The organism is Janthinobacterium sp. AD80 (assembly GCF_002878455.1).
In the GTDB taxonomy this organism is placed as follows: domain Bacteria; phylum Pseudomonadota; class Gammaproteobacteria; order Burkholderiales; family Burkholderiaceae_D; genus Janthinobacterium.
The window spans coordinates 39,807-51,676 of sequence record NZ_NRDQ01000122.1 but is presented as its reverse complement, the minus strand read 5'-3'; the positions used below and the strand labels follow the sequence as shown (position 1 = coordinate 51,676).

At 64.4% G+C, this 11,870-nt stretch carries 13 protein-coding genes; 5 read left to right on the top strand and 8 right to left on the bottom strand.

The window, feature by feature from the left end; genetic code table 11:
• The 8 genes from JaAD80_RS21170 to JaAD80_RS21135 all read right to left on the bottom strand — a co-directional run.
• Positions 1-561, bottom strand: a 561-nt coding sequence (locus JaAD80_RS21170) for a putative DNA-binding domain-containing protein (RefSeq protein WP_180979520.1), incomplete at its 3' end; no start/stop codon positions are given.
• Positions 470-781, bottom strand: a complete 312-nt coding sequence (locus JaAD80_RS30820; RefSeq protein ID WP_102297087.1) for a putative DNA-binding domain-containing protein — start codon at positions 779-781, stop codon at positions 470-472. The genes JaAD80_RS21170 and JaAD80_RS30820, both read right to left, overlap by 92 nt.
• Entirely contained in the window at positions 774-1,709 is a 936-nt protein-coding gene (locus JaAD80_RS21160) for a DUF692 domain-containing protein (protein WP_102297085.1), read from the bottom strand. Before JaAD80_RS21160 ends, JaAD80_RS30820 begins: the two co-directional genes overlap by 8 nt.
• Positions 1,709-3,730: a ferritin-like domain-containing protein gene (locus tag JaAD80_RS21155; protein WP_102297082.1), complete on the bottom strand. Its 2,022-nt coding sequence runs from the start codon at positions 3,728-3,730 to the stop codon at positions 1,709-1,711. Before JaAD80_RS21155 ends, JaAD80_RS21160 begins: the two co-directional genes overlap by 1 nt.
• A gap of 293 nt (positions 3,731-4,023) precedes the next feature.
• Positions 4,024-4,656 carry a hypothetical protein gene (locus tag JaAD80_RS21150; RefSeq protein ID WP_102297079.1) on the bottom strand — a complete coding sequence of 211 codons (633 nt, stop codon included), beginning with the start codon at positions 4,654-4,656 and terminating at the stop codon, positions 4,024-4,026.
• Positions 4,653-5,516, bottom strand: a complete 864-nt coding sequence (locus JaAD80_RS21145) for a hypothetical protein (protein WP_146012467.1) — start codon at positions 5,514-5,516, stop codon at positions 4,653-4,655. Before JaAD80_RS21145 ends, JaAD80_RS21150 begins: the two co-directional genes overlap by 4 nt.
• Positions 5,517-5,596: 80 nt before the next feature.
• A complete protein-coding gene (locus JaAD80_RS21140) occupies positions 5,597-6,427 on the bottom strand; it encodes a glutaminyl-peptide cyclotransferase (protein WP_102297075.1) in 831 nt (276 codons plus the stop codon).
• A 25-nt stretch (positions 6,428-6,452) separates the two neighbouring features.
• On the bottom strand, positions 6,453-7,361 hold the full coding sequence (locus JaAD80_RS21135; protein ID WP_102297099.1) for a LysR substrate-binding domain-containing protein: 909 nt from the start codon (positions 7,359-7,361) through the stop codon (positions 6,453-6,455).
• A 136-nt stretch (positions 7,362-7,497) separates the two neighbouring features.
• Here JaAD80_RS21135 and JaAD80_RS21130 point away from each other — a divergent pair, with 136 nt between their 5' ends.
• The 5 genes from JaAD80_RS21130 (at position 7,498) to JaAD80_RS21110 (ending at position 11,847) form a co-directional block, all read left to right on the top strand.
• Entirely contained in the window at positions 7,498-7,926 is a 429-nt protein-coding gene (locus JaAD80_RS21130; RefSeq protein WP_258003111.1) for a CidA/LrgA family protein, read from the top strand.
• Positions 7,923-8,612: an LrgB family protein gene (locus tag JaAD80_RS21125; RefSeq protein WP_102297071.1), complete on the top strand. Its 690-nt coding sequence runs from the start codon at positions 7,923-7,925 to the stop codon at positions 8,610-8,612. The genes JaAD80_RS21130 and JaAD80_RS21125 overlap by 4 nt, the downstream gene beginning before the upstream one ends.
• A gap of 64 nt (positions 8,613-8,676) precedes the next feature.
• Complete coding sequence (mnmH, locus tag JaAD80_RS21120) at positions 8,677-9,753, top strand: tRNA 2-selenouridine(34) synthase MnmH (RefSeq protein WP_102297068.1); 1,077 nt, start codon at positions 8,677-8,679, stop codon at positions 9,751-9,753.
• Between the two features lie 136 nt (positions 9,754-9,889).
• Positions 9,890-10,954, top strand: coding sequence for a selenide, water dikinase SelD (gene selD, locus JaAD80_RS21115; protein ID WP_102297067.1), 1,065 nt, complete (start codon positions 9,890-9,892; stop codon positions 10,952-10,954).
• A 26-nt stretch (positions 10,955-10,980) separates the two neighbouring features.
• Positions 10,981-11,847, top strand: a complete 867-nt coding sequence (locus JaAD80_RS21110; RefSeq protein ID WP_102297097.1) for a putative selenate ABC transporter substrate-binding protein — start codon at positions 10,981-10,983, stop codon at positions 11,845-11,847.
• Positions 11,848-11,870 lie beyond the last annotated feature (23 nt).

The window sequence follows — 11,870 nt, the reverse complement described above, 5'->3', positions numbered from 1 at the left end:
GCCGCTGGCCTCGGCCGCCTGCTGCGCGCAGCCGCCCAGCGGCGCCCCATCGGCCAGCGCTTGCAGCCAATGGAATTGCCATGGCTGCAAGTCGTGCATGGCCAGCCGGTAGTGCAGGCGTGTAATCGCGACAAAACCCGGGGCTTCCTCCGGCTGGGGTGGCACGCCATCGTCCGGCGCCGCCTGCGCCTGTTGCCAATAGCGATGCACGGGGAAAGTCAGGGATAGCAGCCGCGCGCACGGCGCCAGCCGCCATTGCCGCGTGTCTCCCAGCAGCAAGTCCACGCCAGATGGCAAAAATGACAAAGCAGGCCGAGGCATTTTTTCCAGCCCCGGCGCCCGGCTCGCTTCGCCGCGCGCCCGCTCCAGCCGGGCCAGTTCGACGGGAAAACGCAAGGCGGCGCCCTGCGCGCCCCCACCCGCGCCCGCCTGGCTGGCGGCAAGAAAGTCGGCAAAGCCGCCGCCCAGGTCATACAAGGTGGTGGAGGCGGACGGATGGCGCCAGATGTAGGCACGGGCAAAAAAGCCGAACAGCTCGTCGCCCATCACGCGGCGCAGCACGGGGGTAGTCGGCCTGCAGGCATTCGAGCAGGCGCAGCACATAGCCGTCCGCATAGATGTGCAGGCGGGCGGCGTCCTTCAGCACTTCCGGCGCCTGCAGGCCATGGCGCTGGCCCGCCAGTTGCACGCCGCGCGCCGCGCCGCCGGGCGCCGTCATGGCCGTCAGGAACCACTTCTGCACTTGCGCCAGCGGCGCGCCAGGCAAATCGCGTTCAGCCATGCACGGCCCCCGCATGGAAGCCCAGCGGCGCCGACACCGCGGCGGATGCGCCGGCCGTGGCCGCTGGCGCGTCTTCGCTGAATTCACCCCGCTCTGCCGCCCGCGCCTTGCCCAGTTCTGCCAGCAGTTGCGCATAGGTGGGGATGTTCGCATCCCACTCCAGCAGGGCCGACACGCCGCCCGTCAGCCGCTGCGCCAGCGCGTATAAACGCCAGACGGCGGCCGGCACGGGGGCGTCGTGCGTATCGATCAGCACCTCGCCGCAATCCGTGGGGCCGGCCAGGTGCAGTTGCACGATGTGCGCGTGCGGCAGCTGGCGGATATAGGCTTGCGCATCATAGCCGTGGTTGTGCGCGGACACATGCACGTTGTTGACGTCCAGCAGCAGGCCGCAGCCCGTATCCTCGGCCAGCCGTCCCAAAAATTCCCATTCCGGCATGCTGGACTGGGCAAACTCGACATAGGTGCTGGGGTTTTCCAGGATCAATGGCCGCCCGAGGAATTCCTGCACTTGCCGCACCCTGCCCGCCACGTGGCGCAGGCTGGCTTCGTCCAGCGGCAGCGGCAGCAAATCGTGGCTGTTGAGCGAGGCGGCGCCCGTCCAGCACAGGTGGTCGGAAATCCACGCGGGGCGGATTTCCTCCGCCAGCCGGCGCAGCTGGCGCAGGTAGCCCAGGTTCAAGGCATCGCTGCTGCCGATCGACAGCGAGACGCCATGCATGACGATGGGCACCTGCGCCGCCACCACATCGAGCACATGGCGCGCATAGCCGTGGTTGTCGATGAAGTTCTCGCTGATGATCTCGAACCAGTCCACCTGCGGACCATGTTCGAGGATATGTGCGTAATGGGGCGGACGCAGCCCCACGCCCAGGCCCAGATGCGGCAGGCCCAGGCGCGGAAGCACCGCTGGCTTGGTGGCCGCCATCAAGTCGATGGCGGCAGGGCCAGGCGCAGATCGGTCGGTGGCGGCGCCGCGCCCACGGGCGTGCCGCGCGCCGCCATCACCTTGCCATACGCTTCCCAGGCCTTGTCGTAGACGCTGTCGCCCAGCGAGAATGTCATGGTCTGACCCAGCGGAATGTTGTGGTGCTCGGGCGCCGGGCCGAAATCGTACAGCGCCATGGTGGCGGACTGGGGCGGCGTCGTCCTGGTGGTGTTCGGATACAGCTGCGAGGCCGAGATCGGCACGGCGCAGCCGCCGAAGCCGCCGCATTTATTGTCGCTCGGCGCGCTGTACGGCCCTTTCGGCGCGCCGCACAGGTTGCCTGCCGCCGCCACTGCCTTCACGGCATGGCCGCACGAGGAGCCGCCGCACTGGCCGCCGCCCTTGTCGAGCTGGGCAAAGCCGCAGCCGCCCTGCGCGTGGCAGCCGTTCGAGCCCTTGCACGTATGGTAGACGGCCAGCGCCGCGCACGTCGCCGATGCTTCGCCTTCCAGGTGCATGCCCTGGCAGGCGTGGTACAGCACGTCTTTCTCGATCTTCGGCACGCCCGTCGCCAGGTTCGGCGCCTGGCCCAGCACGGCCCAGCAGATGGCCATGCGGTCGCCGGCGCCCACCATCGACGGATACGGGAAGGTGGTGTCCTGCTTTTGCCAGTAGGTATCGAGCACCGAGGTGATGCCATAAATGGCGCCCGTGGCCACCGTGCTCAGCATTTTCAGGGTGTCGCTGCTGTCCTTCAGGCGGTTCAGGGCGCCCGCCACCTGCTCGGGCGCGGGGATATTCTTTGGCGCCGTGCCTGGGTTGTAGCTGGCGTTGGTGAGCATTTTCTCGTCCCAGCGATTGCCTTCCCGGTGCCATTGCACCCAGGTCTTGATGGGCAGCCTGGCCTTGACCTGGCCGAAGCGCTCGTAATGGTCGAACTCGGCGCTGTCGTGGCGGGCGCTGGCGTCGCGCGAATCGGCATCCTCGCCACCTTCGGTGTAGGAGGGATAATCCGCCGTCAGCGCCGCCAGGTCTTCGCGGTAGTCGGGTTTCACCGCCATCAGCTGCGCCTGCAGCCGGCGCCGGTAGCGCGTGATGGCCGTGTCGCTGCCCTCGCCCTGGTCGGTGATGGCTGCCATCATGTCGATGGCTTTGTTGAACGAGCGGATCTGCCCGCCATCCTGGTCGTCCTTGCCGAAACAGGTGTCGAAGCGGGGGAATTCCGCCTTTTCATGTCCCTTGACCGTGGTGTTGAACATGTCCTGCTGCACCGAGCCGTTGACGAACAGCTTTTGCCACAGGGTTTCGCCATCCTCGTACTCGATGCTGATATAGCGGGCATAGCATTCGTACATATAGCCGATGGTGCCGAACAGGGGCAAGTCGTGCACGTGCTTGCCCGGCGTCCAGCCCGCGAACGGCACTTCGGGGAAATACTTGGTGTGGTTGTGCTTGTCGAACTCGGCCAGCTGGTCGCGCGCCTGCTGTTCCGGCTGCTCGATGGCCAGGAACAGGTCGCACTGGTTGCTGTTCAATTCCTCCAGGTTGACGCGCACGTGGCGGTAGCCGGACGTGTCCTGCAGGTCGACGATGTGCGGGATCACCGTGCAATCCTTGCCGTAGCAGGTCCAGCCGTGCTCCAGGCTTTGCAGCTCAGAGCCCGTGAAGCATGGCGCCGCGCCGATGGCCGTGGCCAGGTTGGCCGCCATCTGCAGGTGCAGCATCTCCTGGATGAAGACGCTGAAGATGATGTTGAAGGCGTGCTCTTCCGGCGTTGCCGGATGCGCGCTGGTACTCATGCCCGGCCATTGCCGGCCCTTGTAATAGCTGATGTCTTTCGAGTTGATCTGGTGCGTGCCCTGGATCGAATACATGGTGGCCATGTACAGGGGGATGGTAAACAGTTCGACGCTGACGGCCGCCTGGGCGATGGCGCGCACGGCGGCCGTATCGGTGGCCAGCTGGTCCAGCGGCTGTCTGGTGATGAGCGGCTGGGTGCTGCCTAAAACGGGCATTTTCATTCTTGTCTCTCCACAGGAAGGATGCGTTTCGGGGATGCCGTGCCCGCGCCCAGCTGCGTGGCGCTGGGAATCTCCGGCTAAGGGCTGAAACATAATACGCCTGGGAAAGATATTTTTGCGACAAGTTTTACGCGTCAAAAGAAGAATTGACCTGCGTCAATTTTACCCTCTGCAGTGCTGCTAAACAGGCCTGATTTACCCCAAAAAGATGACAATTGAATAGATTTTTCAGAACGCACGCGTGTATACACCGCGCGCCGCGCTGCGGCGGCGCGTGGCTGGCATGCTGATAGTCAGGAAGCCGGCGGCGGCTGGAAGGCGCAGAAGCCCGCGTAGCCGTCGCGGCTGTCGCACACTTTCAGGCAGCCCTTGTTGTCCTTGAAACTGGCGCTGACCTCGATGGGAAAGCCATACGTGGGCGTGATGGCCTTGAAGGCGGACGGGCAGCTTTTCTCGTTGCTGAAGCGGAAGGTGATGGCTTCGCGGCGGCCCTTGCGGCTGAAGTTCAGCATGAAGGTTTCATTGCTGTTCCACTGCGCCTTGCCCGGCACGCGGAAACGGTAGCGCTGCTTGTCCACTTGCTGGCCGAACACCCGGGTGCTGGCCGTGGCCGTTTCCACCTTGGCTACCGGATACACCACGGCAAAGATATACGTGCCGGCGAAGCCCTGGTCGAAGCCCAGGCCCTTCTGGTAGAACGGCACGACGATATGCGGCGCGCCCGCGTATTCCACGCTGTTGCGGGAGGTGGTGCGTGACGTCAGCTTGTCGTCGGGCGCTTGCGCAAAGAGCACGTCCACTTCCACCAGCGCCTGCTGTTTGTCGAGGTCTTGCGTCAGGTAATCCTTGGGCGCGATCTCGCTGTGCACGCAGCCGGCCAGCAAGGCGGCGCCCAGGCAGCCAGTCAACAGTTGTAATGGTTTCATGGCTGCGCTCCTTTGGCTGGCACGGGCACGGACGTGGTGCCCAGGCCCGTCACTTGCCAGCCATTCTTTCCCTGTTTCCATTCAAATTGCTGGCCAAACCAGGCCAGGCGCGCTTCGCGCTCGATGCGCTGCGCATCCGTGCGGCCCTTGCCCGCCTTCAGGGCGGCGCGCGCCTGCGCATCGGCCGCTTCGGACAGCGGTTTCAGCCAGCGCTGGTGCGTGTCGGCCGGCAAGGGCAAGGCGGCAACGATGCCGTCCTCGCGCGTGACCAGCAGCACCTGCGTCCTGGTCAGAAACGCGCCGCGGCCGTTGTCCGGCGAGACGGCCAGCAGCATGGCAGGCGCATGATTTCCCGTCACCACGCCCGGCATGTCAAACCACAGCAGCTCGCCCGTGCGCGTGTCGAGCGCACGCGCATCGCGGGAAAACAGCAGCACCTCGCTGCGGCCCGGCTGCGGCACGCCCCATTCCGGGTCGCGCTCGGTGCGCACCATGTTGTTGGGCTGTAGCGGGCTGATGGGACGCATCAGCGGTTCGCCATTCTGCACGCCGATCAATATCGTGCCCTGCCCCGTGTAGCCCTTGGTGAACGCCAGCAGCATGGGCTGGCCTTCGCGCGTGGCGGCCAGCGGCCGCACTTCCGTCACCTCGCGCGCGCCGCCCGGCCAGTAGCCATGCTGGCGGAAGGCCAGGGTGACGTCAGTCGAATGGCGGTCTTGCGTGACGACGAAATCGCCATAATGCCTGACCACCGGCACGTACGGCGTCTGCGCCTGCGCTGTTGACAGGAAGGGCATCGCGGCGGCGGCCATCACGGCAGCGGCCGCCAGGCGGCGGAGGGGAAGAGGAAGCAAAGACATGGAGGGCGCGGTGTGAAGGAGTATCAACATCGCGCCATCATAAACGATTCGTTGTTAGCAACACTGTCCTGTTGGAAACATCAATGCCGCTGGATTTCGATCAGCTCGATCTCGAACAGCTGCGGCCACAGTTTGCCGGTGACAAACAATCGCTTGCCGCGCGCATCCCAGGCGATGCCATTGAGCACGGCGTCGGGATTGGCCGTGCCGCGCATGCCGGGCGGCAGCAAGCCCGTCAGGTCGATCCAGCCCACGACTTTACCGCTGGCCGGGTCGATGCGTGCGATCACGTCCGCGCCCCAGACATTGGCGAACAGTTCGCCGTTGACCATTTCCAGCTCATTCAGGCGCTCGATCGGGCGGCCATCGGCCTTGACCTCGAAACGGCGTACTTCGGCCAGGGTTTTCGGGTTCAGCACGCGGATGGCGGACGTGCCGTCGCTCATGTAGACGGCCCTGGCATCGCTGGCCAGGCCCCAGCCTTCGCCCTTGTAGCTGAACTTGCGTTTCACCTTGAAGGTCTTGCGGTCGAACACATAGCCGGTCTGCGAAACCCACGTGAGGCCGACCAGATCGTCGCCCACGTCGGTGATGCCTTCGCCGAACACATCTTTGTCGAGCATGGTTTTCTGCAAGACTTTACCAGTCGTCAGCTCCACCTTGCGCAGCGACGACTGGCCATTCTGGCCCGTGCTTTCATACAAATGGCCATCCTTGAACAGCAAGCCCTGGGTAAAGGCCTGGGGATCGTGCGGGTAGGCATTCTTGACGAAGTAGCCATACACGGGAATGGCGGCCCGGGCGCTGCCCATGGCGCCCATCAGGCCCAAGGTGCATGACAATCCCAGCAGCAAGGAGCCTGCGGTGCGCTTGAATCGGCTTGTAACGCTGGCGTGACCGGTGTTCTTCATAGGGATGGCGGTGGTTGGCAAGCGCCTATTGTAATCGCCCGCGCCGCTCCACGTGCGCCCTGACCAGGTCGAGCCAGGCACGGGCGGCGAACGACAGGCGGCCGCCACGGCGCCAGGCCAGCATCAGATTCCATTCCACGGGCGGGCCGTCGAGGGCAATCACGTCAAACTGCGTGGCATCGAGCGTGTCGCAATACATCTTGGGCAGCAAGCACACGCCCACGCCCAGGCGTACCAGCGAGGCAATAAAATCCCACTGGCCGCTGCGGCCCGTGATGCGCGGCGCGAAGCCGGCCCGCTGGCAGGCGTCGAGCACGATCTCGTTCAGGGCGAACGCGGCGCCGTAGAAAATGAAGGGACTGCCGGCAAGTTCCGCCAGGGCCACGCTGGCGCGGCCTTGCCACGGCGAGCCGGGCGCCGCCAGCAGGCACAGCGGTGAGCGCACGAGCGGCAGCGCCTCGAAATCCTGCCAGGTGGCGGCATTGCCCGGATAGTCGAGCATGGTGCCCAGTTCCACCGTGCCGGTGCGCAAGTCGCGCTCGATGGCCTGCGTGCCGCTCTCGTACATTTTCAGCTCGATGCCCGGATAGCGCTGGTGGTATTCGGCCAGCCACGGCGCCAGGGTGGCATGCGTCTGCGGCGATACGCCGACGCGCAATTCTCCCCGCTCCAGCTGCTGCAAGTCGCGCAACTCCACCTTCAGTTCCGCGTGCAGGGCCAGCAGCTCATGCGCGCGCGACAGCACCACCTTACCCGCGTCCGTCAGGGTAAAGCGCTTGCCCGCACGGTCCAGCAAGGCCAGGTCCAGCGACTGCTCCAGCTGGGCGATCATCTTGCTGACGGTCGGCTGGGTCACGTGCAGCCTGGCGGCGGCCCGCGTAAAACTGTTCTGCTCGACCACTTCGACGAAGTAGCGCAAGGAGCGGATATCCATGATGCATTCCAAAAGCGAATGATAATTATGAGTTTAAGTCATTTTATCTTTTGATGTTGGCTCTCTACAATGCAACCTTCCCCTGCCGTTTTGAAAGCCCGCCGTGAAAGCCTTGCACCATCCCGCCGCCGTTGCCATGACCCGTGCCCCAGCCTGGCGCCAGCCGGCGCATACCGTGTGGCAGGTGGGCGTGCTGATTGCCGCCTGGTGGCTGGCCGACCAGGCCGCGTCCGCCCTGCAGCTGCCGTTTTCCGGCGGCGTCGTGGGCCTGGCCCTGCTGGTGGTCCTGCTGCTGGCGGGCTGGGTGCGGCCTGCCGCCATCGAGCTGGGCGCCAACTGGCTGCTGGCCAACATGCTGCTGTTCTTCATTCCCCTGGTCGTTTCCGTGGTGCAGTTTACGGAATTATTGAAAACCCAGGGCCTGACCCTGTTCCTGAATATCGGCCTGGGCTTTGCCAGCGTGATGCTGGCCACTGCCCTGACGGTGGAATGGGTGTGCCGCTATGAACGCAAGGTGCGCCTGAACAAGCTGCTGCGCCAGCGCACCATGCGGGCGGCGCCATGAACACCTTGCTGCTGTCGCTGCTGTTCCTGCTGCTGACCCTGGTGTTGTTCTACGCCAACCAGGCGCTGCACCAGCGCCACCCGCACTTCCTGCTGACGCCGGCCATCTGCACCTCGGCGATCCTGATCGTCATCGTACAAGCGACCTCGACGCCGTTCGCCACGTATTTCGGCGAGACGCGCTGGCTGCCGTGGCTGCTGGGCCCTGCCACCATCGCGTTTGCCCTGCCCATCTTCCAGGAACGCAAGCTGATCCGCAAACACTGGCTGGCCCTGTCGCTGGGCAGCTGCGCCGGCATCGTGGCCTCCGTTGCCGCCACCCTGCTGCTGGACCAGTTGCTGGGCGTGCACGGCGACATGGCGCGCAGCCTGCTGGCGCGCTCCGTCTCCACGCCATTCGCGCTGGAAGCGTCGCGCCACATGGGCGGCTCGGCCCAGCTGACGGGCATCTTCGTCGTCATGACGGGCTTGTTCGGCTTGATGCTGGGCAAGCCGCTGCTGAAACTGCTGCCCCTGCGCATGCGCATCGCCCGTGGCGCCCCGTATGGCGCGGCGGCGCACGGTTTTGGTTTGTCCGTGGCGCGCCGCGTCGGCACGGAAGAAGGCGCCGTGGCCAGCCTGACGATGATCTTTTCCGGCGTCGTGACGGTGCTGCTGGCGCCGCTGCTGGGCAAATTGTTGGGCTAGTTGCCCACGCCGGGCCCGTTTATCGGGGATAATACGTGTTTCCCCCGCCAGCGTCCTTGCCCTGATGAAATACCCCGCAGTCCTTCCCTTCAGCGATATCCTGCCACGCCTGAGCGAATTTGATGCCATCATCGATGTGCGCAGCCCGTCCGAGTACGCGGAAGACCACTTGCCCGGCGCCATCAACCTGCCCGTGCTGCGCGATGAAGAGCGGGTGTGCGTCGGCACCTTGTATAAGCAGACCAGCGCCTTCGAAGCGAAGAAGCTGGGCGCGGCGCTGATCGCAAAAAATATCGCGCGCCATATCGAGGATGGTTTCCTTGGCCACGCGCAGCACTGGCAGCCGCTCGTGTATTGCTGGCGCGGCGGCAACCGCAGCGGCGCCATGGCGCATATCCTGGCGCGCATCGGCTGGCCCGTCACGCAGCTCGACGGCGGCTACAAGGAATACCGGCGCCACGTCAACGCCGAACTGGCCACCCTGCCCGCGCGCTTCGATTTCATCAACGTGCTGTGCGGGCCGACGGGCAGCGGCAAGAGCCGCTTGCTGCAAGTGCTGGACCGGCAAGGCGCGCAAGTGATCGACCTGGAACGCCTGGCGGCCCACCGCGGCTCCGTGCTGGGCGGCTTGCCCGAGGAAGCCCAGCCGTCGCAAAAGGCGTTTGAAAGCGCGCTGTGGCAGCAGCTGCGCCATTTCGACCCGGCATTGCCCGTCTTCATCGAATCCGAAAGCAAGAAAGTGGGCCGCCTGCGCGTGCCCGACGCGCTGATGGAAAAGATGCGCGCGGCCGACTGCACCGACGTGCGCCTCGATACCGCCCAGCGCGTGCAACTGCTGATGCAGGACTATGCACATTACGTGGCCGACCCGGCCGGCCTGAACGTGCAGCTTGCCCTGTTGACGCAGCTGCATGGCAAGGAGAAAATCGCCCACTGGCAGCAGCTGGCCACGGCGGGCAGCATGGCAGAGCTGGTGGAAGAACTGCTGGTGCAGCACTACGATCCCGTCTACCGGCAATCGATCGCCCGCAACTTCAGCCGCTACGCCCAGGCCACGCCGCTGGTTCTGCCCGATATTTCCGAACATGCTTTTGAGCAAGCCGCACGGGCATTATGTGCTATCGTCGGCGTCAAGGAGTAGTGTTAGAAACCGCTCATGCCCGAACGGCAAACTGCCGGGGTCGGCCCCTCAGGGTCCGCCCCCGGTTCCTGGCCTTGGGTTAAAGCATGTTCTCCTAACATTTATATTTCAGTACACAACATCAGCAGGAACTCCCATGTCAGATAGCGCAGCAACACCCAATACCCCCATCCGATTGACCGAATTTGCCCATGGCGGCGGCTGCGGCTGCAAGATCGCGCCGGGCGTGCTGGCCGAGATCCTGAAAGGCAGCGGCGGCTTTCCCCTGCCGAAGGAATTGCTGGTCGGCATAGAGACTTCCGATGACGCGGCCGTGTACCAGCTCAACGACGAGCAGGCGCTGATCGCCACCACGGATTTCTTCATGCCCATCGTCGACGATCCATTCGACTTTGGCCGCATCGCCGCCACCAACGCCATTTCCGACGTGTACGCCATGGGCGGCACGCCCATCATGGCGCTGGCCCTGGTCGGCATGCCCGTCAACAAGCTGCCGGTGGAAACCATCGGCCTGATCCTCAAGGGCGGCGAAACCATCTGCGCCCAGGCCGGCATTCCCATCGCCGGCGGCCACACCATCGATTCCGTCGAGCCGATCTATGGCCTGGTCGTGCTGGGCCTGGTCCATCCATCGCAGGTAAAACGCAACGCGGGCGCGCGCGCCGGCGACAAGCTGGTGCTGGGTAAACCCATCGGCGTGGGCATCCTGTCGACCGCGCTGAAGAAAAACGCGCTGGACAAGGACGGCTATGCCTCCTTGATCGACAACACTACCAAACTCAATACCCCGGGCAAGAAACTGGCCCTGCTGGACGGCGTGCATGCATTGACGGACGTGACGGGCTTCGGCTTGCTTGGCCACACGCTGGAACTGGCGCGCGGCGCCAAGGTGCAGGCGCGCATCGCGATGAACGACGTGCCGCTGCTGCCGCAAGTGCAGCAACTGGCCGAAAACGGCAACATCACGGGCGCCTCAAGCCGCAACTGGCAAGGCTACGGCGCGCAAGTAGCGCTGGCCGACAGCCTGAGCGCCATCGACAAGGCGATCCTGACAGACCCGCAAACGGCCGGCCCGCTGCTGGTGGCGTGCGCGCCGGAAGCTGTCGAGGACGTCCTGGCGATTTTCCGCGCAGAAGGCTTTGCCGACGCCACGGTGATTGGCGACGTGCTGGAAGGCACGACCGGGGTTTCCGTAATTTAATGTACAACTATTTCAAAGGCCGTTCCATGACCACATTCTCCAAATTCCCTGCCATCGTGGCCACCGTCGCCGCCACCCTGGCCATCCACAGCGGCATCGCACAGGCGCAGCAAGTGCTGCGCGTGTCCGCCATTCCCGACGAAGCGCCGACGGAATTGCAGCGCAAGTTCAAGCCGCTGGGCAGCTACCTGGAGAAAAAGCTGGGCATGAAGGTGGAATTTACGCCCGTCACCGATTACGCGGCATCCGTGGAAGGCTTGATCAATAACAAGCTCGACATGGTCTGGTTCGGCGGCTTTACCTTCGTGCAAGCCAACGTGCGCAGCGGCGGCAAGATCGTGCCGCTGGTGCAGCGCGAGGAAGACACGAAATTCCGCTCGGTGTTCGTCACCACCAGCAAGGACATCAACCAGTTGTCCGACCTGAAGGGCAAGAACTTCACCTTCGGCTCGGAATCGTCGACCTCCGGCCACCTGATGCCGCGCTACTACTTGCTGGCCGCCAAGATCAACCCGGATACCGATATGAAGCGCATCGCCTTCTCGGGCGCGCATGACGCCACGGTCGCCGCTGTCGCTGGCGGCAAGGTCGATGCGGGCACTTTAAACATTTCCGTTTGGGAAAAACTGGTCGAAGCGAAAAAGGTCGATCCGGCCAAGGTGCGCGTGTTCTACACGACTCCCGGCTACTACGATTACAACTGGAGCGTGCGCGCCGACATGAACCCCGTCGTGCGCAAGAAGCTGACGGACGCCTTCCTGGCGCTGGACCCTGCCACGCCGGAAGGCAAGGAAATCCTGGAACTGCAGCGCGCCACCAAGTTCATCCCGACCAAGGCCGAGAACTACAAGGATATCGAAGCGGCCGCGCGCGATGCGAAGCTGTTGAAGTAATGTAGGCCGATGCGTTAGCCGAC